Source organism: Bradyrhizobium sp. Kon56, assembly GCF_055807635.1.
Genome location: NZ_JBVVOU010000006.1, coordinates 158,061 through 181,789, shown reverse-complemented (window position 1 = coordinate 181,789; position 23,729 = coordinate 158,061). Strand labels below are relative to the sequence as shown.

25 protein-coding genes are annotated in these 23,729 nt (G+C 63.6%); 12 read left to right on the top strand and 13 right to left on the bottom strand.

Going from position 1 to position 23,729, the window contains the following annotated elements; translation table 11 throughout:
* The first annotated feature begins 2 nt into the window (after positions 1-2).
* Genes AC0L3B_RS12445 through AC0L3B_RS12430 form a run of 4 tightly spaced genes read left to right on the top strand, consistent with a single transcriptional unit; the run spans position 3 to position 5,812 of the window.
* Positions 3-1,883 (top strand): extracellular solute-binding protein, encoded by a 1,881-nt coding sequence (locus AC0L3B_RS12445; protein ID WP_085361625.1) that lies wholly within the window; start codon positions 3-5, stop codon positions 1,881-1,883.
* Positions 1,880-2,989, top strand: a complete 1,110-nt coding sequence (locus tag AC0L3B_RS12440) for a microcin C ABC transporter permease YejB (protein WP_018454695.1) — start codon at positions 1,880-1,882, stop codon at positions 2,987-2,989. The genes AC0L3B_RS12445 and AC0L3B_RS12440 overlap by 4 nt, the downstream gene beginning before the upstream one ends.
* Positions 2,989-4,170, top strand: a complete 1,182-nt coding sequence (locus AC0L3B_RS12435; protein ID WP_018454694.1) for an ABC transporter permease — start codon at positions 2,989-2,991, stop codon at positions 4,168-4,170. Before AC0L3B_RS12440 ends, AC0L3B_RS12435 begins: the two co-directional genes overlap by 1 nt.
* Positions 4,171-4,174: 4 nt before the next feature.
* Positions 4,175-5,812, top strand: coding sequence for an ABC transporter ATP-binding protein (locus AC0L3B_RS12430; RefSeq protein ID WP_473380439.1), 1,638 nt, complete (start codon positions 4,175-4,177; stop codon positions 5,810-5,812).
* Positions 5,813-5,818: 6 nt separating this feature from the next.
* Here AC0L3B_RS12430 and AC0L3B_RS12425 read toward each other — a convergent pair whose 3' ends face one another.
* Entirely contained in the window at positions 5,819-6,709 is an 891-nt protein-coding gene (locus AC0L3B_RS12425; RefSeq protein WP_473380438.1) for a C40 family peptidase, read from the bottom strand.
* Positions 6,702-8,075, bottom strand: a complete 1,374-nt coding sequence (locus AC0L3B_RS12420) for a leucyl aminopeptidase family protein (RefSeq protein ID WP_085351728.1) — start codon at positions 8,073-8,075, stop codon at positions 6,702-6,704. The genes AC0L3B_RS12425 and AC0L3B_RS12420 overlap by 8 nt, the downstream gene beginning before the upstream one ends.
* 202 nt (positions 8,076-8,277) lie before the next feature.
* Between AC0L3B_RS12420 and AC0L3B_RS12415 the strand changes: the two genes are divergently transcribed.
* The 4 genes from AC0L3B_RS12415 to AC0L3B_RS12400 all read left to right on the top strand — a co-directional run bounded on the left by AC0L3B_RS12415 (position 8,278) and on the right by AC0L3B_RS12400 (position 11,170).
* Positions 8,278-8,481: a hypothetical protein gene (locus AC0L3B_RS12415; protein WP_354209496.1), complete on the top strand. Its 204-nt coding sequence runs from the start codon at positions 8,278-8,280 to the stop codon at positions 8,479-8,481.
* 284 nt (positions 8,482-8,765) lie between these two features.
* Positions 8,766-9,968 carry a metallophosphoesterase family protein gene (locus tag AC0L3B_RS12410; protein ID WP_473380437.1) on the top strand — a complete coding sequence of 401 codons (1,203 nt, stop codon included), beginning with the start codon at positions 8,766-8,768 and terminating at the stop codon, positions 9,966-9,968.
* Positions 9,969-9,981: 13 nt separating this feature from the next.
* On the top strand, positions 9,982-10,248 hold the full coding sequence (locus tag AC0L3B_RS12405; RefSeq protein WP_473380436.1) for a hypothetical protein: 267 nt from the start codon (positions 9,982-9,984) through the stop codon (positions 10,246-10,248).
* A 94-nt stretch (positions 10,249-10,342) separates the two neighbouring features.
* A complete protein-coding gene (locus AC0L3B_RS12400; protein ID WP_026232795.1) occupies positions 10,343-11,170 on the top strand; it encodes a tetratricopeptide repeat protein in 828 nt (275 codons plus the stop codon).
* 74 nt (positions 11,171-11,244) lie between these two features.
* Here the strand turns inward: AC0L3B_RS12400 and AC0L3B_RS12395 are convergent, their stop codons facing one another.
* From AC0L3B_RS12395 to AC0L3B_RS12350, 10 genes are all read right to left on the bottom strand, one after another.
* Positions 11,245-12,219, bottom strand: a complete 975-nt coding sequence (locus AC0L3B_RS12395; protein WP_473380435.1) for a type II secretion system F family protein — start codon at positions 12,217-12,219, stop codon at positions 11,245-11,247.
* A 9-nt stretch (positions 12,220-12,228) separates the two neighbouring features.
* The gene (locus AC0L3B_RS12390; protein ID WP_026232794.1) at positions 12,229-13,206 is read right to left on the bottom strand and encodes a type II secretion system F family protein; all 978 of its coding nucleotides are present in this window, start codon (positions 13,204-13,206) and stop codon (positions 12,229-12,231) included.
* Positions 13,207-13,222: 16 nt separating this feature from the next.
* A complete protein-coding gene (locus tag AC0L3B_RS12385) occupies positions 13,223-14,686 on the bottom strand; it encodes a CpaF family protein (RefSeq protein WP_026232793.1) in 1,464 nt (487 codons plus the stop codon).
* A 21-nt stretch (positions 14,687-14,707) separates the two neighbouring features.
* Positions 14,708-15,976: a CpaE/TadZ family protein gene (locus tag AC0L3B_RS12380; protein ID WP_204513279.1), complete on the bottom strand. Its 1,269-nt coding sequence runs from the start codon at positions 15,974-15,976 to the stop codon at positions 14,708-14,710.
* On the bottom strand, positions 15,973-16,710 hold the full coding sequence (locus tag AC0L3B_RS12375) for a CpaD family pilus assembly protein (protein WP_018454682.1): 738 nt from the start codon (positions 16,708-16,710) through the stop codon (positions 15,973-15,975). Before AC0L3B_RS12375 ends, AC0L3B_RS12380 begins: the two co-directional genes overlap by 4 nt.
* A 17-nt stretch (positions 16,711-16,727) precedes the next feature.
* Positions 16,728-18,203 (bottom strand): type II and III secretion system protein family protein, encoded by a 1,476-nt coding sequence (locus AC0L3B_RS12370; RefSeq protein ID WP_473380492.1) that lies wholly within the window; start codon positions 18,201-18,203, stop codon positions 16,728-16,730.
* A gap of 11 nt (positions 18,204-18,214) precedes the next feature.
* Positions 18,215-19,012: a Flp pilus assembly protein CpaB gene (gene cpaB, locus AC0L3B_RS12365; RefSeq protein WP_018454680.1), complete on the bottom strand. Its 798-nt coding sequence runs from the start codon at positions 19,010-19,012 to the stop codon at positions 18,215-18,217.
* A gap of 127 nt (positions 19,013-19,139) precedes the next feature.
* Positions 19,140-19,664: an A24 family peptidase gene (locus tag AC0L3B_RS12360; RefSeq protein WP_018454679.1), complete on the bottom strand. Its 525-nt coding sequence runs from the start codon at positions 19,662-19,664 to the stop codon at positions 19,140-19,142.
* A 122-nt stretch (positions 19,665-19,786) separates the two neighbouring features.
* A complete protein-coding gene (locus AC0L3B_RS12355; RefSeq protein ID WP_162496356.1) occupies positions 19,787-19,927 on the bottom strand; it encodes a hypothetical protein in 141 nt (46 codons plus the stop codon).
* Between the two features lie 73 nt (positions 19,928-20,000).
* The gene (locus tag AC0L3B_RS12350) at positions 20,001-20,165 is read right to left on the bottom strand and encodes a Flp family type IVb pilin (protein WP_007599783.1); all 165 of its coding nucleotides are present in this window, start codon (positions 20,163-20,165) and stop codon (positions 20,001-20,003) included.
* Between the two features lie 261 nt (positions 20,166-20,426).
* On the opposite strand from AC0L3B_RS12350, the gene AC0L3B_RS12345 reads away from it, so the two are divergent.
* From AC0L3B_RS12345 to AC0L3B_RS12330, 4 genes are all read left to right on the top strand, one after another.
* Positions 20,427-21,254: a sterol desaturase family protein gene (locus AC0L3B_RS12345; protein WP_085351734.1), complete on the top strand. Its 828-nt coding sequence runs from the start codon at positions 20,427-20,429 to the stop codon at positions 21,252-21,254.
* A 152-nt stretch (positions 21,255-21,406) separates the two neighbouring features.
* On the top strand, positions 21,407-21,901 hold the full coding sequence (locus AC0L3B_RS12340; RefSeq protein WP_204513280.1) for a pilus assembly protein N-terminal domain-containing protein: 495 nt from the start codon (positions 21,407-21,409) through the stop codon (positions 21,899-21,901).
* Positions 21,902-22,157: 256 nt separating this feature from the next.
* Entirely contained in the window at positions 22,158-22,730 is a 573-nt protein-coding gene (locus AC0L3B_RS12335) for a TadE/TadG family type IV pilus assembly protein (RefSeq protein ID WP_085351837.1), read from the top strand.
* Positions 22,731-22,753: 23 nt separating this feature from the next.
* Complete coding sequence (locus AC0L3B_RS12330) at positions 22,754-23,374, top strand: TadE/TadG family type IV pilus assembly protein (protein WP_240550528.1); 621 nt, start codon at positions 22,754-22,756, stop codon at positions 23,372-23,374.
* A 101-nt stretch (positions 23,375-23,475) separates the two neighbouring features.
* Here AC0L3B_RS12330 and AC0L3B_RS12325 read toward each other — a convergent pair whose 3' ends face one another.
* Complete coding sequence (locus AC0L3B_RS12325; RefSeq protein WP_007599788.1) at positions 23,476-23,688, bottom strand: cold-shock protein; 213 nt, start codon at positions 23,686-23,688, stop codon at positions 23,476-23,478.
* Positions 23,689-23,729 lie beyond the last annotated feature (41 nt).

Sequence of the window (23,729 nt, the reverse complement as noted above, 5' to 3'; positions counted from 1 at the left end):
GCATGGCGCAGCTTTCACGCCGGCATGTGCTGGCCTTGGGTGCCGGTGGCGCGTTCAGCGCCGCCTGGCTCCGGGGCGCGACAGCGTCCGAGATGCCTGCAGAGGCCCACGGCATGTCGGCCTTCGGCGACCTCAAATATCCCGCCGACTTCCATCACTTCGACTACGTCAATGTCGACGCGCCGAAGGGCGGCACCTTCTCGCTTATCCCGTCGGTGCGCGCGTACAACCAGTCCTACCAGACCTTCAACTCGCTCAATGCCTTCATCCTCAAAGGCGATGGCGCGCAGGGCATGGACATGACTTTTGCGCCGCTGATGGTGCGAGCCAATGACGAACCGGACGGGATGTACGGGCTTGCCGCCAGGTCTGTAAATATATCGGCAGACAGGCTGGTCTATCGCTTCACCATGCGGCCAGAGGCGAAATTCCATGACGGCACCAAGCTTACCGCTCACGACGCGGCGTTTTCGCTGACGTCGCTGAAGGCCAAGGGGCATCCGCTGATCATCGTGCAGATGCGCGACATGGTCAGCGCGGAAGCCGTTGACGATGCGACGCTGGTCGTCACCTTTGCCAAGGGACGCGCGCGTGACGTGCCGCTCTATGTGGCGAGTCTGCCGATCTTCTCGAAAGCATATTATGCCTCTCGCGCTTTCGACGAAACATCGCTCGATATCCCGTTGGGCTCGGGCCCGTACAAGGTCGGCAAGTTCGAGGTCAACCGCTACATCGAATACGAACGCGTCAAGGATTGGTGGGCTGCCGACCTGCCCCCCTGTCGTGGCAGCTACAATTTCGACGTCGTGCGCTACGAATTCTACCGCGACCGCGATGTCGCTTTTGAAGGTTTCACCGGCAAGAACTATCTCTACCGCGAAGAGTTCACCGCTCGTATCTGGGCGACCCGCTATGACTTCCCCGCGGTCAAGGAGGGTCGCGTCAAGATGGAGGTCGTGCCCGACGACACGCCGTCCGGCGCGCAAGGATGGTTCATCAACACGCGGCGCGAAAAATTCAGGGATCCTCGCGTGCGTGAGGCACTGATCGACGCCTTCGACTTCGAGTGGACCAACAAGACCATCATGTACGGTGCTTATGCCCGCACGGTATCGCCATTTCAGAACTCGGACCTCATGGCGAGCGATGGGCCTCCGCCGCCGGAAGAGCTGAAGCTGCTGGAGCCGTTTCGCGGCCAGGTTCCGGACGAGGTGTTCGCCGCACCGTTCACGCCGCCCGTCTCCGACGGCTCCGGGCAGGATCGCAGCCTGTTGCGCAGGGCGCAGCGATTGCTGAGCGAGGCCGGCCTGCCGATCAAGGACGGCAAGAGGATGCTGCCGAACGGCGAGATCTTCAGGATCGAATTTCTGTTGGACGAGCCTTCGTTCCAGCCGCACCATGGGCCCTACATCAAGAATCTCGCGACGCTTGGCATCGAAGCGAGCGTGCGCCTCGTCGACGCCGTGCAATACAAGGTACGCCAGGAAGATTTCGACTTCGATATGACGACCCAGCGCTTCAGCATGTCGGCAACGCCGGGCGACGCCATGCGCTCGTTCTTCTCGTCGCAGGTCGCGGCAACGAAGGGCTCGTACAATCTTGCGGGCGTCGCCAATCCGGCCATCGATGCCATGATCGAGAAGATCATGGCGGCCGACAGCCGCGAGGAATTGACCGTCGCCTGCCGCGCCTTCGATCGCCTGTTCCGCGCCGGCCGTTATTGGGTGCCGCACTGGTTCAACAAGACGCACCGGCTTGCTTATTGGGACCAATTCGGTCATCCGCAGAAGCCGCCGCGTTATGCCAACGGCGTCGGCGCTCCCGACATCTGGTGGTACGATGGCGGCAAGGCCGCCAGGCTCGAGCAGGCGAAGCAGCCATGAGCGCCTACATCGCCCGCCGCATCCTGCTGATGATCCCGACCTTGCTCGGGATCCTCTTCGTCTCCTTCATCGTCGTGCAGTTCGCGCCGGGCGGCCCGGTCGAGCGCGTGATCGCGCAGCTCTCGGGCGCGGACACCGGCGGGACCTCGCGCATTTCGGGCGGCGGCGACTTTGCGCAGCGCGCCCCGGGGCAGTTGGGGGCCGGCGGCGACGCCATCAACTCGAAGTATCGCGGCGCGCAAGGCCTCGATCCCGATTTCATCAAGAAGCTGGAAGTGCAGTTCGGCTTCGACAAGCCGGCGCCGGAGCGCTTCGCGCTGATGGTCTGGAATTTCGCCCGCTTCGATTTCGGCAAGAGCTATTTTCGCGACGTCAGCGTCCTGCAGCTCGTCAAGGAGAAGTTGCCGGTCTCGATCTCGCTCGGCATCTGGCTGACGCTGCTGACCTACCTGATCTCGATTCCGCTCGGCATCCGTAAGGCGGTCAGGGACGGGACGCGCTTCGACACCTGGACGTCGAGCGTGCTCGTACTTGGCTACGCGATTCCCGGCTTTCTATTCGCGATCCTCCTGATCATCCTGTTTGCCGGCGGTTCGTTCTTCAACTGGTTCCCGCTGCGCGGACTGACGTCAGACGGCTGGTCGCAGTTTCCGTGGTATTGGAAGATCATCGATTACTTCTGGCATTTGACGCTGCCGCTGATCGCTATGGGGCTCGGTGCGTTCACCACCATGACGTTCCTGACCAAGAACTCGTTTCTGGACGAGATCCGCAAACAATACGTGATGACCGCGCGCGCGAAGGGCTGCAGCGAGAATCGGGTGCTTTACGGTCACGTCTTTCGCAACGCGATGCTGATCGTCATCGCCGGCTTTCCCTCGACCTTCATTCACGCCTTCTTCTCGGGCTCGCTTCTGATCGAGACCATCTTCTCGCTGGACGGACTGGGACTGCTCAGTTTCGAGAGCGTTCTCAACCGCGATTACCCCGTGGTGTTCGGCACGCTCTTCATCTTTTCGCTCGTCGGCCTCGTGATCAACCTGATCTCTGACCTGACCTATATGTGGATCGATCCGCGAATCGATTTCGAGGCGCGGGAGGTCTGATGACGCTGGCCGCCCCCACCACGCCGATCGAAACCACTGCGAAGTCACCGCTCGGCAGTGCCGTGCCGATCACGCGCAAACCGTTCGTGCCGTCGCCGCTCAACAGGCGCCGCTGGCAGAATTTCAAGGCGAACCGGCGCGGCTATTGGTCGTTCTGGATCTTCCTGATCCTATTTGTGGTGTCGCTGTTCGCCGAGCTGATCGCCAATGATCGGCCGTTCCTGATCAAATATGACGGCCACCTTTATTGGCCGTCCGTCGTCACCTATTCGGAAACCACTTTCGGCGGCGACTTCGAAACCGCGGCCGACTATCGCGATCCCTATTTGCAGAAGCTGATCAGGGACAAGGGCGGCAGCATCGTCTGGCCGCTGATCCGCTATTCCTACGACACCCACAATCTCGATCTGCCGACGCCGGCGCCGTCGCGGCCGACCTGGATGTTGACGGAAGCGCAGTGCAAGCCCGTCGTCGAGAAGAAAGGCCTCAAGAGCTGCCGCGATCTCGAATACAACTGGCTCGGCACCGACGATCAGGGCCGCGACGTGGTGGCGCGGCTGATCTACGGCTTCCGCATCTCAGTGCTGTTCGGCCTCTGCCTGACCATCGTCTCCTCCATCGTCGGCATCGCGGCCGGCGCGGTGCAGGGCTATTTCGGCGGCTGGATCGACCTGTTGTTCCAGCGTTTCATCGAGATATGGACTGCGATCCCTTCGCTCTATCTGCTGCTGATCTTGTCGTCGGTGCTGGTGCCCGGCTTCTTCGTGCTTCTCGGCATCCTGTTGTTATTTTCCTGGGTGTCGCTGGTCGGACTCGTGCGCGCGGAATTCCTGCGCGGGCGCAATTTCGAGTATATCCAGGCGGCGCGGGCGCTCGGCGTGTCGAACAAGGTCATCATGTTCCGGCATCTGTTGCCGAACGCGATGGTCGCGACGATGACGTTCCTGCCGTTCATCGTGTCGAGTTCGGTGATGACGCTGACGGCGCTCGATTTCCTGGGGTTCGGACTGCCGCCCGGCTCGCCGTCGCTCGGCGAGTTGCTGTCGCAGGGCAAGTCCAACGTGCAGGCGCCGTGGCTCGGTTTTTCCGGCTTCTTCTCGGTCGCGATCATGCTGTCGCTTTTGATCTTCATCGGCGAGGCCGTGCGCGACGCATTCGATCCGCGCAAGACGTTCAGGTAAGCCAATGGACGCGATCAACCAGCCTTTGCTCAGCGTGCGCGACCTCTCGGTGGCCTTCCACCAGGGGGGCGCCACCACGCTCGCGGTCGACAAGGTCTCGTTCCAGATCAAGCGCGGCGAGTGCCTGGCGCTGGTCGGCGAGTCCGGCTCCGGCAAGTCGGTCAGCGCGCTCTCGATTCTCAAGCTCTTGCCCTATCCAAATGCCTCGCATCCCTCGGGCAGCATCCACTTCAAGGGCCAGGAACTGATCGACCGGTCGGAGCAGGAGATGCGGGAGATTCGCGGCAGCGACATCTCGATCATCTTCCAGGAGCCGATGACCTCGCTCAACCCGCTGCATACGATCGAGGCGCAGATCGGCGAGATCATTCAGCTGCACAATCCGACCAGCAATGCCGAGGCGCGCAGGCGGACGCTGGAATTGCTCACGCAGGTCGGCATTCCCGAGCCTGAAACGCGGCTGAAGAGCTATCCGCACCAGCTCTCCGGCGGCCAGCGCCAGCGCGTGATGATCGCGATGGCGCTCGCCAACGAGCCGGACCTCCTGATCGCGGACGAGCCGACCACGGCGCTCGACGTTACCGTGCAGGCGCAGATCCTGACGCTGCTCGCAGAGATCCGCGGCCGGCTCGGCATGAGCTTGCTCTTCATCACCCACGATCTCGGCATCGTGCGCCGCATCGCCGACCAGGTCTGCGTCATGAAGGGGGGCGAGATCGTCGAGCAGGGGCCGGTCGAGCAGGTCTTCAAGACCCCGAAGCATCCCTATACGCGCGACCTGCTCGCCGCGGAGCCGAAGCCGGATCCGGCGCCGCCGCAGCCGGATGCCCCGGTGGTGATGTCAGCCGACGACCTGAAGGTCTGGTTCCCGATCAAGCGGGGGCTGATGCGCAAGACGGTCGGCCACATCAAGGCGGTCGACGGCGTCAGCATCGCCGTGCGCAAGGGCGAGACGCTCGGCGTTGTCGGCGAGTCCGGCTCGGGCAAGACCACGCTGGGGCTCGCATTGCTGCGGCTGATCTCCTCGAACGGACGCATTGTGTTCCTGGGAAAAGATATCCAGGGCCTGCGCTTCAAGGAGATGCGGCCGTTCCGGCGCGACATGCAGATCGTGTTCCAGGATCCGTTCGGCTCGCTCAGCCCGCGCATGTCGGTCGCCGACATCGTCGCCGAAGGCCTCACCGTGCATCAGCCGCAGCTCTCGCGAGGCGAGCGGGAGGAGCGTGTCGTCAAGGCGCTCGAGGACGTCGGACTGAAACCGGATACTCGCCACCGTTATCCGCATGAATTCTCCGGCGGCCAGCGCCAGCGCATCAGCATCGCGCGGGCGGTGGTGCTGGAGCCGGATTTCGTCGTCCTGGACGAGCCGACCAGTGCGCTCGACATGCTGATTCAGGCGCAGATGGTCGATCTGCTGCGTGAATTGCAGCGCCGGCGCGATCTCACTTACATGTTCATCTCGCACGATCTGCGCGTCGTCGCCTCGCTCGCCAGCCATCTGATCGTGATGCGTGGCGGCAAGGTGGTCGAGGAAGGCCAGGCCGCCGAGCTCTTCAAGAACCCGAAGACGGATTACACGCGCGCGCTGTTTGCGGCGGCGTTCCGGCTGGAGACGGCGGAGAACGGGTCCGCGGCGACGTAGCCTCCGTCAGAGCCGCTTGATCGCGGCGACCTCGCTGCCGGCTTGCTTGATCCTTGCGATTGCCGGCTCGATCGGCTCGATCACCGTTGCCATGTGATGCGCATTGGCGTGAACCATGGTGCTGCCATCGCGGACGATGGCGACATGACCTTTCCAGAAAATGAGATCGCCGCGCAGCAAGCTGCTTTGCTCATGGGGCTCCAGCGCGCGGCCGAGGCCGGCCTGCTGCATGTCGCTGTCGCGCGGGCAGCCGATGCCCGCCGATGTCAGCGACATCTGGACCAGGCCGGAGCAATCGACGCCAAGGCTGCTCTTGCCACCCCAGAGATAGGGCGTGCCGACGAAACCCTCGGCGATTGCGACGAAATCCGGCTCGCAATGACCAAGCGGGGCGAGATGGGCCTTCGGCAGATAGTGTCCGTCGCGTGTCACGGCGAAGCTGCCGTCCTCGCGTGCAACCGCGATCTTCGATCCCATCACCAGCGTGTCTGCTGGCGGCAGCTTGATCGAGGGACCGGGGAAGGCAAAGGTTCGTAAAGCACTGACCATATGGGTCGGCGCGGCCGCGGGCTTCATGAGCGCTGCGTCCGGCAGCCAGCCCACATAGCCGTCACCTGAAAGTTGACCCCATGCCCAGCCTTCGCCGTTGCGGTCGTAAACCGTGACGCCCTCGCCGCGCAACGCTTGTGTCATTAGCATCGCGTTCGACGACGGCTGCTCGCGCACGGGCGCGATCGCCTCGATGATCTCGAATTCCTCGCCCGTGACGAAACGATCCGCCTGCACCTTGCTTTCGAGGTATTTCGCGGCGATGTCGCCGCGCGACGGTGTCAGCCTTGGATCGTATCTTGGATCGTGACTTGGATCGTGGCTTAGATCGTGTTCTGGATCACGCATAGCGCTCGCTCAGCAATGTGTAGATCGCGCGCGCGGCCTGGCACTCGCCGCCCTCGGGGCGTGCGGGCTTCGCCGACGGCGTCCAGCCGTAAATGTCGACATGCAGCCAGCTCCTGGCATGCTCGACGAAGCGTTGCAGGAACAGCGCGCAAATGATCGAGCCGGCAAAGCCGCCTGATGGTGCGTTGGTGATAGTGGCGGTCTTGGAGTCCAGCCACGCATCGTAAGGCGGCCACAGTGGCATGCGCCACAACGGATCGTTCTCCCTCGCCGCGCATCGCGCGACGTCAGCGGCAAGCGTCTCATCATTGGTGTAAAAGGGCGGTAAATCCGGCCCCAGCGCGACGCGTGCCGCTCCCGTCAACGTGCCGAGATCGATCAGCAGGTCCGGCTTTTCCTCGTCCGCAAGCGCCAGCGCGTCGGCGAGCACCAGCCGCCCCTCTGCGTCCGTATTGCCGATCTCGACCGTGATGCCCTTGCGCGAGGTGAAGATGTCGAGCGGGCGGAAGGCATTGCCCGCAACCGCGTTCTCCACGGCCGGAATCAGCACGCGCAGTCGCACCTTCAGCTTCGCATCCATCACCATGCGCGCCAGCGCCAGCACGTTGGCGGCGCCGCCCATGTCCTTCTTCATGATCAGCATGCCGCTCGAAGGCTTCAAGTCGAGCCCGCCGGTGTCGAAGCAGACGCCCTTGCCGACCAGCGTCACCTTGGGATGAGCCGGGTCGCCCCAGCCGATGTCGATCAGCCGCGGCGCGCGGCTAGATGCCATGCCGACGGCGTGGATCAGCGGAAAATTCGTCTTCAAGTCGTCACCGATGGTGCAGGCAAAGCTCGCGCCGAATTCGGCGGCGAGATCCTGCGCGGCTGCGGCCAGCTCCTCCGGCCCCATGTCGTTGGCCGGCGTGTTGATGAGGTCGCGCGCCAGCATTGCGGCGTCCGCCATGCGGTTGATGTCGGTCGCGTCGACGCCGTAGGGGGGAACGAGGCTGACCTCGGGGCGATCGGCCTTGCGGTACCGGGCGAAGCGGTAGCTGCCGAGCGCGAAGGCGAGTGCGGCGAGCCGTGCATCGTGCGGTGCATTGGCGAAGCGATAAATGCCCGGCGGCAGCAGGCCGGGCAGGGCGCCCGGTCGGAACAGGTCGCGCGATCTTGCACTTTCGTCCTCGATCCCGAACAGCACTTGCGCGATCGCGCCATCGGGCGCGGGCAGCGCGAGATAGCCGCCCGGCTTTGCGGTAAAGGCGCTCGCGGTGGCGAACTGGCGTTGCGCCGCCGGTAGCCGCTCGGCGACCTGATCCCAGCTCGACTTGGTGACGAAGGTGATCGGGATGGCGGTAGGCGACGTCTCGAAGACAGAAGGCATTGGCGGGTCCGGATCGTCAGATCGAGCGGGTCATACGAACGGACGAGATTTCGCAGAGTTTTGCCGCCGCCGCAATCAGCTTTGCTGCCACCGTTCGGCGATCCGCTACTCGCAGCAAAGGGGCCATGCTAGGTTCCGGCAACGGCCGTCAGGTGTGCAGATCTCCGGCGGCCGACGACAAAGCCGGCCGGGAGGAAATGCAATGGAATTTGTGTGGAGCGCGGTCACATTCATCGGCCAGGCGGTCGAGGCGATTTTTGGCTATGTCGAGCATCATCATTGGATATTCGCGTTCCTTGCCGGCGGTTACGTCTTCTATCTCCACGACCGCTCCGTTCACGCGCGGTTCGATGCCTTGGACAAGCGCATTGATGAAATTCGCAAGAGGCTCGCCATCGAATATTGATCGGGTGAGCGAAACCATCATCGGGCGAGCCCCGTATCTCATGCCGAGGACCGCGATTCACGCGAGCGGCCGCAGGGCTTTACTAGCGCTGCGGTTGTGGCATTATTGGCAGATATTTTAGATTGTGTCGTACGGTTCTGCACGGAGTGCAACAACGGGGCTGCGGTCAATTCTTACCCCGGCTCATCATGGCCCGGGCTGATTGATACCGGACTGAACCGGATCGTCGAAGGCATTTCTCTCATCGTTTGCGCGGCGCGGCATTCGCAAATAAGCGACGCAAAATGGATAGATCGTTCGTCATCGTACAGATTTCCGACCTGCATCTGGACGGGTCTGGTCGACTGCTTGCGACCATCGAGACGCTCAATGCCGCAATTCGCGAGAGGATGGCGGACTTCGCGGATGTTCCCGATCGCATCCTGCTGATCACCGGCGATATCGTGGACGACCCGGCGCCGCCTGCGCTCGACGAAGCGCTCGCCGTCATTGCGTCCTTCCGGCAGACCGGGCTGTTCACCGACATCCAGGCAATTGCCGGCAATCACGACGTTAAGCGCCCGAGCCAGCGTGCGGGCCGCCACGACGTCTATGATTACCTGCATTTGCCGCGGACCTCGAAGAGCGTCTACTACCGTCAGGCCGGCCTTGATCTGGTGCTGCTGGATTCCAACCGCGCGAGCCTCACGACGCTCGTGAGCGGCAACGTCGACCAGAGCGCCTATAGCGCCATGGTTTCGGATTCCGCGCGGCTGAGCGTCAAGCTCGCGGGCAGCCTCGGGTCGGGCGGCCGCGCCGATTATGCCGAGCCGGTGGAAAACCTCGTGCGCGTGCTGGCGCTGCACCATCATCCACTGCCGCAGGCGACCGGAGAAGGAAAGCGGTTTCTCGGCGTGCCCGACGAGCCGCTGATGTATCTCGCCGCGCCCGCGACCTTCCTCGAAGCGGCGACATCGCTCAATGTCGATCTGGTTCTTCACGGACACCGGCATGTCGACGGGCTGACGCGTTATTCGCTTCCCGATCCGCGCGCCACGTCGAGCGAGAGCGCTGAAGCATTCTGGCGCACGATCTACGTCCTGTCCTGTCCGTCATCGACCGGGCAGGCCGGTGACGATGCCGGCTTCAACGTCATCCATTTCGGCCCGATGTCCCATAGCGGCCGCACCGAGTATCGCTTCGCGATCGCCCGCTACTCACGTCCGCGCAAGGATGGTGTCTTCAGGCCGCTCGATTCCAACCTGCCGCACGGCGTCGTCAGACTGCCGGCCGGACGGGATTTTTCCCGAGATCCGGCCGTCCAATCGGGCATCGAGATCGCTGAAACGGGATCAGGTCGCAGCATTCGCGCGCCGGCTCCTGCTGCGCCGCGCCTTCTATGCCGACGACGAGGTGGATTGGGCCAATTTGCTCCACGTCTATCTCGTGACCTCTCATGTCTGGGCCGATCTGGAAAGCAAGTTCTCGAGATCCGCACGCAAGCATGATGTCGAGGCCGCGGTGACGTCACTACTGCGCCGACTGATCGAGCAATCTGCAAATGTGCTCGGCATCGACGACGTTCAGCTCGACGAGCTCCGCGCGAGGCGTCTGGTCAATCGTGACGATCTTCGACGCGAATTGCCGAGGGTCGTGCGTCCGGGCATCGATGTCGAGATCGAGACGCGGCAACGACTGCAATTGCTGCGGGACCTGAACGAGCAGGCGAAGGCGCTCGGCCTCGATGCGGGTCTCGGCGGCGAGGTGCCGCCGCAGGCGCCGCAGTGACGGGCCCGGGCCGGGAGCATTAACCGGCCGTTAGGGTTAACACTCTATTGCTGGCGCGTTCGGCTCGATCAATCGGCTCGAGAGTCAAAGCGTCATGCGTCAACGGTTCAGTCGTGAACGGTTAAGTCTTGCCCGGCTTCTTGCGTCCACCTCGCTGGTCGCAGCGGTGGCCATGGGCCTCGGCGGCTGCACGGCGATGTCGAAACTCTCCGACGTCACGGGCTCGGTCGGGCCGCGGGCAGAAGCCGCTCCCACCGATCCCGCGCGCGCTGCTGAAGTCTATGGCGAGCGCTATCGTGCCAATCCCAAGGACGCCGACGCGGCGCTCGCCTACGGCCAGGCCCTGCGCGCCAACGGCCAGCGCGCCCAGGCTGCCGCCGTGCTCGAGCAGGCGACCATCGCCAATCCCGGCAACAAGGCGCTGATGGCGCAATACGGCCGCGCGCTCTCCGACAACGGCAATTTCCAGCAAGCCTTCGACGTGCTGTCGAAGGCGCATTCGCCCGATAACCCGGATTGGCGCCTGCTCTCGGTGCAGGGTACCGCGCTCGATCAGATGGGGCGTCACGAGGAAGCGCGCTCCTACTATGCGAGTGCGCTCAAGATCGCGCCTGGCGATCCCGGCGTGCTCTCCAATCTCGGCCTGTCCTACATGTTGTCGAGAGACCTGCCGAAGGCCGAAGACGCGCTGCGCCAAGCCTATGCCTCGCCGCACGCAAGCGCGCGGGTGCGGCAGAATCTCGGTCTTGTCGTCGGTCTCCAGGGCCGCTTCGCCGAAGCCGAGACTATTGTGAAGGCGGACCTGCCGCCGGACCAGGCTACGGCTAATGTCGCCTATCTCAAGGAAATGTTGACCCGCAGCGACGTCCGGCGTGGTGCGCCGAAGCGGACGCCGGTCGCCTCGCTCGGCCTGCCCGACTGATCAGACGTGATCTTCCGATCTTGATCTTCCAATCTTGAACGCATCCTCGGACCGTACGCGGTCCACGTCTAAGGTCATTGCATCTCGGTGACCTTGATGCCAGTCGGTCCAAGGATGACGACGAACAGCACCGGCAGGAAGAACAGGATCATCGGTACCGTCAGCTTCGGCGGCAGTGCCGCGGCCTTTTTCTCGGCTTCGTTCATGCGCATGTCGCGGTTTTCCTGCGCCATCACCCGTAAGGATTGGCCGAGCGGGGTGCCGTAACGCTCCGCCTGCTGGAGCGCGAGACATACCGACTTGACGCCCTCGAGCCCGGTGCGCCGCGCGAGGTTCTCGTAGGCGACCTTGCGATCCTGCAAATACGACAGCTCGGCCGTGGTCAGGGTGAACTCCTCCGATAGCGCGATCGACTGGCCCACGATTTCGACTGCGACCTTCCGGAACGCCATCTCAACCGACATGCCGGATTCGATGCAGATCAGGAGCAGGTCGAGCGCATCGGGAAAGGCGCGCTTGATCGAGAGTTGGCGCTTGGAGATCGCGTTCCTGAGAAACAGCATCGGCGCCTGAAGTCCGAGATAGGCCGCACCGACGCAGATGCCGATCTTGATCGGCATGGACTGCTGCATATGCGCGATCAGGAACACGTAGACGACCGAACCGACGAACAGCACGATCGGGGCAACCAGGCGGGCAAACAGGAAGGTGATGTAGGGCGCCTGGCCTCGATAGCCGGCCATGATGAGCTTGTCCCGCGCAGCTTCCTGCGCGAGCCATTTGGTCAGGTTGAAGTCATCGACGACCTTCGAGACGAGCTGCTTCGGCGTCTGGCGCAGCGAGACTTTTTCACTCCTGTGGAGGCGCTCGCGCTCGCGCTGCCGGATGCGCTCACGTTCGTTCGCCACCGCCTTCATGCGCTTGGAAAGGCCCTCGCCGGCGAACAGCGGCATCACCAGCGTATACACGGTGGCGCTGGCGGCAATGGCCGCCAGCAGCATCGTCATGAAGTGGACGTCGTGAAGTTTCGCAACGAGGAACTCTACCATAAGACACCATCAGAAGTCGAAATTGATCATCTTCTTCATCACCATGATGCCGATCGACATCCAGACGACGCAGCCGACCAGCATGAGCTGGCCGGTGGGATGAGTCCAAAGCATCGAGATGTATCCTGGCGTTGTGAGGTAAACGAGGAACATCACGATCGGCGGCAGCGAGCCGATGATGCCGGCCGAGGCCTTGGCTTCCATCGACATCGCCTGGATCTTCTCTTTCATCTTCTTGCGGTCGCGCAGCACCTTGGAGAGGTTGCCGAGCGCTTCGGAGAGGTTGCCGCCCGATTTCTGCTGGATCGAGATGACGATGCCGAAGAAATTGGCCTCGGGCAGCGGCATGCGATCGTAGAGTCGTGTGCAGGCCTCGCCGAGCGGCATGCCGATCGCCTGCGTCTCGATGATGGACAGAAACTCGGAGCGCAGCGGCTCTGGCGCGTCGGCGGCGACCACCTTGATCGATTCGAACAGCGGCAGGCCCGCCTTGATGCCGCGGACGATGACGTCGACGGCATCGGGCAAGGCGGCCAGGAACTTGTTTTCACGGCGCTTCTTCAGGAAGCCGAGCGCCCAGCGGGGCAGACCGAGGCCGCCGGCAAACGCGAAGCCGGCGGCACCGAGCAGGCCGCCGCCGATGAACAAGGCGACTGCGAACAGCACGCCCGCCACGACGGCGGACACGATCCAGAATTTCTGCGGCGCCCAATCGAGGCCGGCCTGCGACAGGCGGACACTGAGCGGTACGCTCTTCTCCTGCTGGCGCCGCGCCTCGAGATCCTTGAGCGAGGTTTCGACCTGCTCGCGGCGCGAGCGCTGCGTCTTCTCGGCGGCGCGGGCCGTGGGCGCCTCGGCCCGCGAGATCGAGGCGCGGCGGCTCTCGGCCTTCCGTTCCCCGGACAGCATTGGATAAAGGAAGACCCAGGCGAGGCCGCCGACGGTGGCGGTGGCAAGGAAGGCGAGGGCAAGGACTTGCATGTTCATGGCTGCGTTGACCTGCTCACGTCGTGGGCGCCACTTCCGCCGCGTCGAGCGCCGCGGCAAGGCGCTTCTCTTCGCCGTAATAGCGGGCGCGTTCCCAGAATTTCGGGCGGCCGATTCCGGTCGACCGGTGCCGGCCGATGATCTTGCCGTTGGCGTCCTCGCCGACCATGTCGTAGAGGAACACGTCCTGGGTGATGATGGTGTCGCCTTCCATGCCCATCACTTCGGTGATGTGGGTGATGCGGCGTGAACCGTCGCGCAGGCGCGCGGCCTGGACGATGACGTCGATCGAGGCGCAGATCATCTCGCGGATGGTGCGTGAAGGCAGGGAGAAGCCGCCCATCGTGATCATGGATTCGCAGCGCGATAGCGCCTCGCGCGGATTGTTGGCGTGCAGCGTGCCCATCGAGCCGTCATGGCCGGTGTTCATGGCCTGGAGCAGGTCGAACGCCTCGGGTCCGCGGACTTCGCCGACGATGATGCGCTCGGGACGCATACGCAGGCAGTTGCGCACCAGCTCGCGCATGGTGACCTGGCCCTCGCCCTCGATGTTGGGCGGGCGGGTTTCCAGTCGCACCACGTGCGGCTGCTGGAGCTGGAGTTCGGCGGCGTCCTCGCAGGTGATGACGCGCTCGTCGTGCTCGATGTAGTTGGTCAGGCAGTTGAGCAACGTGGTCTTGCCCGAGCCGGTACCGCCTGAGATCAGCACGTTGCAGCGGACGCGGCCGATGATCTGGAGGATTTCCGCGCCTTCCGGCGAGATTGCGCCGAACTTGACGAGCTGATCGAGCGTCAGCTTGTCCTTCTTGAACTTGCGGATCGTGAGCGTGGGGCCGTCGATTGACAGCGGGGGCACGATGGCGTTGACGCGGGAGCCGTCGGCCAGGCGGGCGTCGCAGATCGGCGAGGATTCGTCGACGCGCCGGCCGACCTGGCTGACGATACGCTGGCAGATGTTGAGGAGCTGCTGATTGTCGCGGAAGCGGATACCGGTGCGTTGGATCTTGCCGGCGACCTCGATGTAGACGGTGTCGGCGCCGTTGACCATAATGTCGGCGATGTCGTCGCGCGACAACAGCGGCTCCAGCGGACCGTAGCCGAGGACGTCGTTGCAGATGTCGTCGAGCAGCTCTTCCTGCTCGGCGATCGACATCACGATGTTCTTGATCGCGATGATCTCGTTGACGATGTCCCGGATTTCCTCGCGCGCGGACTCCGAATCGAGCTTGGCAAGCTGGGCGAGGTCGATGGCCTCGATCAGCGCGCCGAAGATGGTCGCCTTGACCTCGTAATAATTGTCCGAGCGGCGGGCTTCCATGGTCGGCGCAGGCTTCGCCGGGGCGAGCGGCGGCGAGGAGATTGCCGGCGGCGGCGGCACGCGCGACATGGCGGGCGCCGAAGCCTGGGCAGGCTCTGGCGACACGGCACCGGGCTTCGGGGCCCGGGCGTCGGCGTCTGTTCCGCTACGCTTACCGAACACTTAAAAACTCCATGCGGCGACCTATTTTCCCCGCAACTTGTCAATCAGGGGTGAAAGCAGGGACGACTTTTGCTTCTTCGTTTCGCTGCGGCCGGTCAGGCGCTGGGCGATCTGAAGGAACATCTCGATCGACTTATGGTTGGCCGAGATCTCCGCGATCATCTGGCCGTTATTGGCCGCCGAGCCGAAGATCTGCGGCTCGAACGGAATCGAGACGACCGGCTGGCTCTCGATCGCCTTGGCGAACTCCGCCGCGGCGATTTCGGGCCGTTTCGGCACGCCGACCTGGTTCAGGCAGTAGAGCGGCGGCCGGTCGTTGGGGCGCGCGGCCTTCAGGAGATCGAACAGGTTCTTGGTGTTGCGCAAATTGGCGAGGTCGGGCGCCGCCACGATCAGGATGTCGTCCGCTCCGATCAGGGCGCGTTTCGTCCAGCCCGACCATTGGTGCGGAACGTCGAGGACGATGCAGGGCATCGTGGAGCGCAACGTGTCGAACACGGAATCGAAGGCGTCGGCGCCGAAATCGTAGACCCGGTCGAGCGTCGCCGGCGCCGCCAGCAGACTGAGGTGGTCGGTGCATTTCGACAGAAGGCGGTCGATGAAGGCGGTGTCGACGCGATCGGGTGAGAATACGGCGTCGGCAATGCCCTGCGGTGGATCCTGGTTGTAGTCGAGTCCGGCCGTGCCGAAGGCGAGGTCGAGGTCGGCGACGACCGCGTCCATCGCGAGATCGCGGGCGATCGCCCAGGCGACATTGTGGGAGATGGTTGATGCGCCGACGCCGCCCTTGGCCCCGACCACGGCGATAATGCGGCCGACGGCCTTGGCTTCCGGCGCCGAGAACAGGTTGCAGATCGAGCGCACGACGTCGATCGCGCCGACCGGCGCGAGCACGTAGTCGCTGACGCCGCGGCGGACCAGCTCGCGGTAGAGCGTGACGTCGTTGATGCGGCCGATCACGACCACGCGGGTGCCGGCATCGCAGACGGTCGCGAGATGGTCGAGCCCGCCCAGGAGGTCGTTGCGGCCGTCGCTTTCGAGCACGATCACGTTCGGCGTGGGGGCCGAGCGGTAGGCTTCCACCGCAGCCGCCATTCCGCCCATCTGGATCTTCAGATGGGCCTTGCCGAGACGGCGATCTTCGCCGGCTGACTGCACGGCGGCGGCCGTTTCCACGGTCTCGCAGAAAGCCTGGACGGAAACGCGGGGCGCCGGCGCAATATGCTCCTCGACCGGTGGGAGCGATGCCTCGGACTGATCTTCTTGGGGCTGGCGAGCGTAGCTGATCATCTGCCGGTGTCGCTGAGTTTGGCCTTGTCGGCCTCAGGATAGGCGACCGCCGTCGGCATTCCCTTGCGATACTTCTCGAACGCGGCGGTCCGCCGCGGCGTGTAGGACGGCGTTTCGGGCCGCGGCTGCTCGAGATCCGACGGATTGTCGACCATCGCTGCGAGGTTGCGCTGATAGGCGCAGCCGTAATTGTAGTAGTCCTTGTTCTCGAACCAGCTCTTGTTCTTCATCGAAGGGCCGATATCTTCCGGCCACAGGCCGCAGGGACCCGCTACTGCGGCGATCTTGGAATAGGTGAGCCGGATCGGCGGCAGGAATCGCTTGTCGTCCGGCGTGTAAGAGCGGGCGTTGATGCCGCGCGGCGGAACGCCCGCCGCCGACAGCATTGCCTGGATTTCGCGCATGGTGTCCGCGACCGGACGCGCGTTGGGCGTGCCGGACGGTACGTCGATCCGGATCGCGCCGGTGCCTTCGTGCATCCAGGCCGACGCGACGCCCATCACGTCGGCGCGCTGGGCGGCGGTCAAGCCGCCGCGGGCATGGCCGACGAAGACGACGATGGAACGATTCTGCTCCTCGATCGCGATCGGATGGCGCTGCTTGTAGTCGTCGGGAATGGAGGCCGTGACCGCTTCGTCATGCTGGCAGCCGCCTAGGGCGAGCGCCATGCCGACGAGCGCGCCGCCGAGGTGGATGGCGCGCCTGCGAATCTGGGGTGGTCTAGTGATCTTCATGAAGTCCCCGTTCCGCCTCAGTCGGTGATGAAGCCGTAGGTGCCGCGGTAGTTCTTGGCCGGTTCGGTCCGGCCGGGCACGCCGTAGATGCGGTTGATGTTGCCGAGCAGTTCGGCCTGCGGATCAGCCGGTGCGGAGAAGCCATCATCCGGCCGCGACAGGTCCTTTTGCGCAACTGCGCGAACGATGTAGGGCGTCACGATCACGACCAGCTCGGTCGCGTTGTTGACGAAGTCGCGGCTACGGAACAGCGTGCCGAGGACCGGGAGCTGCATCAGACCTGGCAGTCCGCTGACCGCTTGCTTGGTCTGCTGCTGGATCAGGCCAGCCATCGCCATCGCGCCGCCTGAGGGAATTTCCAGCGAGGTTTCTGCGCGGCGGGTCTTGATCGAGGGCACCGTGAGCGAGTTGACCGAGGTCGAGGTCACGGCCTGGGACAGCGTGATCGCGTTTTCGTTCGAGAGCTCGGACACCTCGGTCATTACCCGCAGGCTGATCTTGCCCTCCGTGAGAACGACGGGGGTGAAGTTGAGCGAGATGCCGAACTTCTTGAAGCTGATCTGGGTGGTACAGACGTGCGTGGTGGGGTCGCACGCATAGCCCGCAGGCACCGGAAATTCACCGCCGGCAATGAACGTTGCCGATTCACCGGAGATCGCGGTCAGGTTCGGTTCGGCCAGCGTCCGGATCACGCCCGCGGTCTCCATCGCACGCAGCGTGGCCTGCACGGACGGGGCCGCGCCGAACTTCGTGGTCAGGTTATTGCCGTCGACGAGGTTGTGGCCAAGAGCCGTGAACGGATTGGAGTTGCTGAAGCTGACGACCGAGGTGCCGTAGCTGAGGTTGGCGGTGAGGTCGATTCCGAGCTGCTTGACGATGCTGCGCTGCACTTCCGCGACCGTCACCTTGAGCATGACCTGATCGCGGCCGCGGACCACGATCGAGTTCACGACCTTCTCGGGGCCGCCGGCGAGGCGCACGGCGAGGTCGTTGGCCTGCTGGGCTTCGGCCGGATTCGCGGCCGAGCCGGTCAAGATGATGCCGTCGCCTAGCCCGTCGATCTGGATGTCTGAGTTCGGCAGGACCTGCTTCAGCGCGGCCCGCACGCCGTTGAGGTCGCGCTTGACCGCGATGTCATAGGCCGCGATCTGCAGGCCGGCGGAATCGAAGAACACGATGTTGGTCTGCCCGATCGAGGCGCCAATGATGTAGGCACGCTGCGCCGAGCGGACGACCGCGTTGGCGATCTTCGGATCGGCGACAAGCACGTCCTTGATGTCGCGCGGAAGGTCGATCACGATCGACTTGCCGATGCCGAGCGAGAGGAATCGCGCGTTCATCTGACCGTCGGCCGCAGGCTGCGCCACAGGGCGATAGTCGGCGGCGACCACAGGGGCGAGCACCGGGTTGAGCGCGAGCGCGACGGCGGCCGAAAACGACAGGGCGCGGACCACCGGGGTTCGCATCGTCGCCAAATTCGCCCTGCATTTCATGTCGACAGTCCTCATCGTGCCTTCGCGGTCGAGCTTGGGATACCGTACCGAATGATCGAAATGCCCTCGCGCTTCTGTGCGGAGTCATCGAGCGTGATCTCGCTCAGCTTGACATCGACGATGCTGCGCAGCGCCAGCGACAGCGTGCCGCTCTGGCGTGCGGAGGAGAGCGTCGCAGTCTGCGCAGGATTGAGTTCGAGAGTGACGGTCTTGCCGACCACCGCGTTCTGGCCGTCCTTCTCCTTGGGAGCCTGGTCGATGGCCAGGACGCGGATATTGGCCAGGATGATCTCGGACGTGACGACATCGGGAGCGCCGCTGCTCTGGTCCGGGTTCTTGAGACGGCGCGTCAAAAGCACGTCGACGCGGTCGTTGGGCAGGATGAAGCCGCCTGCGCCGGTTTCCGGCGAGATCTCGGTCGAGATCGCCCGCATGCCGGTGGGCAGGATTGCCGCCATGAAGCCGGAGCCTTCGGCCTTGACCAGCTTCTGGTCCCGGATCGGCTCGCCCTGGATGAAGGGAGATCGTGCGATCGAGCCGGTGACCTGGGTTACCCCCTCGGGGCGCTCGTTGCGGCGGATGAAGGTGGCGCTGGCGGTCGCGGACGGCCAGGTCTGCCATTGCACGTCTTCCGGCTTGACGGTCTGGCCGAGGCCGATGTCGTTTTTCGCGACCAGGACGTCGACGGTGGGAAGCTGCGCGACCGGAGCCGGAGGCGGTGCAGAATTGTCCGAGCCGCTCGCCAGATACGCGGCGACACCGCCGGCGCAGATGGCGACCGTCAGGACGACAATGCGTGCCCTATTCATACGCTTCACTTTCCAACAAACGCCGCGACGCTGACGCCGCCGTAATCGGCAGTTGACCAGCTATTCGTCAAAGCATGGTTAATGAGGCGTATCTAAATCGCCTTAACGCCGGGTTTACCCGATGCGTTCAGCGCAATGCGAGGTGAGCGAGGTCGATCGCCTTCACCCATTCGGTCTCCGGGTAGACCATCAGCGCGCTCAGTGCGAGCGCGATGCCGTAGGGAATGCCGCTGTCCTTGGCGTGCAGCCGCGCGAGCCAGGTCTGGCCAGCGAGCCCGTAAGGCAGCGGCCACTGCCGGAACTGGAGCAGGAGCAGCGTCAGCGCCCCGCCGAACAGCGAGGCGTAGAGCAGGAAGTTCATCAGCTGTGCGAACCCGAACCAAAGCGCGACGGAGGCCGCCACCTTGGCATCGCCGCCACCGACCCAGCCCATCGCAAAACAGGTGAAGGCCACGACCAGGACGAGCGCGCCGGCGCCGACATGGCCCAGCATCTCGTAAGGTGCCATGCCACCGGCGAGAGCGAGCGCGAAAAAGCCGGCGACCAGCGCCAGCGATACGCGGTTGGAGATCGTCATCGTGAAGAGATCGCTTGCGGCGGCAAACGCCATCAGGGCCGGGAAGAGCAGAAGGCGCGCAAGGTCGAGGATCATGGGCTGCGTCTTGAGGCCTGGGTGTGCCGCGGAGCTGGCGTCGCCGGATTCTAGCCGGCAGTGCTAAACAAACCGAAAACGGCGGCGGCGGTCTTGAGGGGTAGAACCAGCCGAAGGCGTGCTCACCAGAGGGAGGCGATGCGTGCGGCGAGCGCGACGGTCGCAAGCAGCAGGGCCAGGCAGACCCAGTAAGCCGGCGAGCCGGTCTGCGCCGCCTCGGCCGCGTTCGCCGCGACCACGGCATCGGTTCTGTACTTGCTCAACGCCACTGGAACTCGCCGTCTGAAAAACAAAGGCCCCGGAAATCCGGGGCTTTTGCAGTCGTTGGTCGATCGCCTACTTCAGCGAGCTGCTGATCGAGGTGAACTTGGCGTTCAGCGTGGTGCCGAGATTGTTGACGACGGTGATGATGGCCAGCGCGATGCCGGCGGCAATCAGACCGTATTCGATGGCGGTGGCGCCGGATTCATCTTTCGCGAAACGCGCAATCAGGTTCTTCATGAACAAAACTCCATCTGGGGTGGGATCGCCTCGTTCGGCGGTGTGCTTGACGCAACGACCATGAGATCCGAGCTCTTTCGGGAGAGTTAATTCGATCGGGCAAACGCGCTTGCCGCTGGCCAGAGTGAATTTCGCCTTAAGGCAGCCAGCTGCAATTCGTTCCGGTTCCGGATGTGCAGCAAGCGCAGCACCGGCTTCACCCTCCCTTAAATTTGGGGGAGTACGCGTAGGCGGGACCAGCAATTCGCAAGAGAGGCGACAATGTCGAGCCTGCCCATGGAAATCGCCCTGATGCTTGGCGAGACCATCGCGAAGGTGATCCCCGCGACCTTCGCGCTCGCGGTGGTCTTCACCGTGCTCGAGCATGTCTGGGCCTGCAATCCCGGCGTGCCGTGGTGGCGCAAGCGGGAGATCGTCACGGACATCTGCTACTGGTTTATCGTTCCGGTGTTCGCACGTGTCATGCGGATCGGCCTTCTGATCGTCGGTGCGAGCTTCGTCTTCAACATCCATGATGCCGACGGGCTCATCGCCTTCTACGACAATGGCCACGGCCCGCTGGCGCTATTGCCGCTCTGGGTCCAGGCCATGCTGTTCCTGGTGCTGTCCGATTTCATGCTGTACTGGCTGCACCGGTTGTTCCACGGCGGTGGGTTCTGGAAGTACCACGCGATCCACCACTCCTCGGAGGAGATCAGCTGGATTTCTGCGGCCCGCTTCCATCCCGTCAATCTCGTGCTCGGTACCATCGCGGTCGACGTCGTGCTGCTGATGGCCGGCATTTCGCCGAACGCCATGGTCTGGCTCGCCCCGTTCACGACCTTCCATTCGGCCTTCGTGCACGCCAACCTGAACTGGACCTTCGGGCCGTTCAAATATGTGTTGGCGACGCCGGTGTTCCACCGTTGGCACCACACCGCGCTAGCAGAGGGCGGCGACACCAATTTTGCCGGCACGTTCCCGATCTGGGACTTGCTGTTCGGCACTTTCCGCATGCCCGAGGGGCAACTGCCGCAGGATTACGGCAAGGATGAAGCCACCATGCCGAAGGAAATCGGAGGGCAGCTTGCCTATCCGTTCCGCCGCTAGGTTCTCGAGAGCCGCGAACGCCAGTCCGTTCAAACAATAGTCCGCGAGTTTGCGGAACGTTCACGAATTGAGGGCAGGTTAGCCGGGTCGGGCACCGGCTCGGCTGTTATCTGATCGCTTCTGCCGGTTTGTGACGTCCCGGGGGTAAGAGTATGCGTAAACAACTGCTGCGCCGTCATGCGCGCGTCTGTCTTCTGGTTGCGACAGCGGTGCTGGCATCGCCGGCTGCCGTCATTGCCGAGTCCGCCGATACCATCGCCGTCAATGTCGACCAGGCCAAGCTGGTGCGGCTGCCTGGCAAGGTGGCAACCATCGTGGTCGGCAATCCCCTGATCGCCGACGTCACGCTCCAGCCCGGCGGCATGATCATCGTCACCGGAAAGGGCTATGGCGCCACCAATTTCATCGCGCTCGACCGCGGCGGCGAGATCCTGGTCGACCGCCAGGTCCAGGTCGAAGGTCCGAGCGACCGGCTCGTTACCGTCTATCGCGGGATCGAACGCGAGTCCTACAGCTGCGCGCCGCTTTGCCAGCGCCGCGTGACGCTCGGCGACAGCGACACCTACTTCAACAGCACGATGAGCCAGGCCGGTTCGTTGAGCAGCTCGGCGAGCGGCAGTGCCGGTGCGGGCGCCAAGACGAACTGACTAAGGCGAACTGAGCAAGACGAACCAAGTAAGACCAACCAGCAAGTTTGATTGGCGGATTTGGGGGCAAGGATCGTCCCCGCCCGCCGCACGCGCGCGAGTTTCTCTTTCCGTGTCCTCGTCTCCCTGGTCCGGGTCGTTCGCGGTTAACGCGCTCTTAACGGCCCGGGCCGCCGGGTGCGGATCGCCTGAAACACTTAAACAATCAGTTTCCGCTATTGAACATGGCAGATGATTGCTGCTGCTGGGGAATTTGATGCCTTCGCCTGCACCTACGAGATTCACGCTCCTCGCCACGTTGCGCCGGTTTCGTGGCAGCCGCCGCGGCTCCGCAGCCGTCGAGTTCGCGCTCGTTGCGCCGATGTTCTTTGCGTTGCTGTTCGCCATCATCGAGTCGGCGCTGATGTTCCTGGCGAGCCAGGTGCTCGAGAGTGCCTCGCAAAACTCTGCGCGCGTGTTGCTGACCGGGCAGGCGCAATCCGGCACGCTCACGGCCTGCGCGGTCTCCGGCGTCAGCACACCCTGCTCGCAAACGACGTTCAAGGCTTACGTCTGCAGCCAGATCCCGGCGCTGTTTGATTGCACCAAGCTCTACGTCGACGTCGTGAGTACAAACTCGTTCGGAGCGCTGAGCCTCACCAATTATGGTGATTCCTGCAGCTTCAATCCAACCGGCGTGCAGTACAGTGCCGGGGCCGCCAACCAGGTCGTCGTGGTGCGGCTGTTCTATCAGTGGCCGCTCTTCGTCACTGGCCTTGGCTTCAACATGGGCTGCAACAACAAGCGGCTGCTGATTGCGACCGCGGCCTTCAAGAATGAACCCTTCTGAGACAGATGGATCCGAGCGGACAGATGCAGGCGATTGCGAATATCTGGAGGAATGCCCGTAGCTCCGTGCGCGACTTCGTCGCCGACACGCGTGCGATCGCGGCGACCGAGTTCGCGGTCATCGTGCCGCTGATGCTGGTGATGTTCTTCGGGACCGTCGAATTTTCATCGGCCGTGGCGATCAATCGCAAAGTCACAATGATTGCACGGACTCTGTCCGATTTGACGTCGCAGTCGACATCGGTCGACGATGGCGACATGCAGGACACGTTCACGGCAAGCATATCGATGATCATGCCGTACGACGCTACGCTCGTGAACGGCACGGTCCTTCAGATCTATATCGACTCAAGCAAGGTCGCCAAGATTCAATGGAGCAAGTCCGCCACCATTGCCAACGGTGCGACGCAGGCCACGCTGACGGCTCCGCCCCCGACTCTGGTAGCTGGCACCACGGTCACCTCGATGATTCCGCCATCGCTCTTGATCGCGTCGACCTACCTTATCTTCAGTCAGGCGAGTTACGTCTACACGCCTTCTGTCAAATTCGTCCTGAAGACGGGCATCACGCTGAGCGATGTCTCCTACACGCGGCCGCGCCAGGTCACCTGCGTTCCTTACACGGGTGTAAAGTCGCCGTGCTGAAATACGAGAGCAGATCCTGGAATAAAAAAAGGCCGGGCATCGCGCCCGGCCTTTTCATTGATTGGTTCGCTCGAGCCGATCGGGGCCCGTAAGCGGTAGGCTCAGCCGGCGGAGCGGAGGTTGTCGGCTGCCGACTTGCCGGAACGGCGGTCGGCGACGATCTCGTAGGAGATCTTCTGACCTTCGCGCAGCGTGCCGAGGCCTGCACGCTCCACAGCGCTGATGTGAACGAACACGTCCTGGCCGCCATCGTCGGGCTGGATGAAGCCGAAGCCTTTGGTCGCGTTAAACCACTTCACGGTTCCCATGCTCATGGGGGTAGTCCCTTCTCAGATAACACAATGTCAGAGCCCGC

Coding starts and splice junctions, on each gene's coding strand:
- AC0L3B_RS12445 (WP_085361625.1), top strand. CDS start 3: ATGGCGCAGCTTTCACGCCGGCATGTGCTGGCCTTGGGTGCCGGTGGC.
- AC0L3B_RS12440 (WP_018454695.1), top strand. CDS start 1,880: ATGAGCGCCTACATCGCCCGCCGCATCCTGCTGATGATCCCGACCTTG.
- AC0L3B_RS12435 (WP_018454694.1), top strand. CDS start 2,989: ATGACGCTGGCCGCCCCCACCACGCCGATCGAAACCACTGCGAAGTCA.
- AC0L3B_RS12430 (WP_473380439.1), top strand. CDS start 4,175: ATGGACGCGATCAACCAGCCTTTGCTCAGCGTGCGCGACCTCTCGGTG.
- AC0L3B_RS12425 (WP_473380438.1), bottom strand. CDS start 6,709: ATGCGTGATCCAGAACACGATCTAAGCCACGATCCAAGTCACGATCCA.
- AC0L3B_RS12420 (WP_085351728.1), bottom strand. CDS start 8,075: ATGCCTTCTGTCTTCGAGACGTCGCCTACCGCCATCCCGATCACCTTC.
- AC0L3B_RS12415 (WP_354209496.1), top strand. CDS start 8,278: ATGGAATTTGTGTGGAGCGCGGTCACATTCATCGGCCAGGCGGTCGAG.
- AC0L3B_RS12410 (WP_473380437.1), top strand. CDS start 8,766: ATGGATAGATCGTTCGTCATCGTACAGATTTCCGACCTGCATCTGGAC.
- AC0L3B_RS12400 (WP_026232795.1), top strand. CDS start 10,343: ATGCGTCAACGGTTCAGTCGTGAACGGTTAAGTCTTGCCCGGCTTCTT.
- AC0L3B_RS12395 (WP_473380435.1), bottom strand. CDS start 12,219: ATGGTAGAGTTCCTCGTTGCGAAACTTCACGACGTCCACTTCATGACG.
- AC0L3B_RS12390 (WP_026232794.1), bottom strand. CDS start 13,206: ATGAACATGCAAGTCCTTGCCCTCGCCTTCCTTGCCACCGCCACCGTC.
- AC0L3B_RS12380 (WP_204513279.1), bottom strand. CDS start 15,976: ATGATCAGCTACGCTCGCCAGCCCCAAGAAGATCAGTCCGAGGCATCG.
- AC0L3B_RS12375 (WP_018454682.1), bottom strand. CDS start 16,710: ATGAAGATCACTAGACCACCCCAGATTCGCAGGCGCGCCATCCACCTC.
- AC0L3B_RS12370 (WP_473380492.1), bottom strand. CDS start 18,203: ATGAAATGCAGGGCGAATTTGGCGACGATGCGAACCCCGGTGGTCCGC.
- cpaB (WP_018454680.1), bottom strand. CDS start 19,012: ATGAATAGGGCACGCATTGTCGTCCTGACGGTCGCCATCTGCGCCGGC.
- AC0L3B_RS12360 (WP_018454679.1), bottom strand. CDS start 19,664: ATGATCCTCGACCTTGCGCGCCTTCTGCTCTTCCCGGCCCTGATGGCG.
- AC0L3B_RS12350 (WP_007599783.1), bottom strand. CDS start 20,165: ATGAAGAACCTGATTGCGCGTTTCGCGAAAGATGAATCCGGCGCCACC.
- AC0L3B_RS12345 (WP_085351734.1), top strand. CDS start 20,427: ATGTCGAGCCTGCCCATGGAAATCGCCCTGATGCTTGGCGAGACCATC.
- AC0L3B_RS12340 (WP_204513280.1), top strand. CDS start 21,407: ATGCGTAAACAACTGCTGCGCCGTCATGCGCGCGTCTGTCTTCTGGTT.
- AC0L3B_RS12335 (WP_085351837.1), top strand. CDS start 22,158: ATGCCTTCGCCTGCACCTACGAGATTCACGCTCCTCGCCACGTTGCGC.
- AC0L3B_RS12330 (WP_240550528.1), top strand. CDS start 22,754: ATGCAGGCGATTGCGAATATCTGGAGGAATGCCCGTAGCTCCGTGCGC.
- AC0L3B_RS12325 (WP_007599788.1), bottom strand. CDS start 23,688: ATGAGCATGGGAACCGTGAAGTGGTTTAACGCGACCAAAGGCTTCGGC.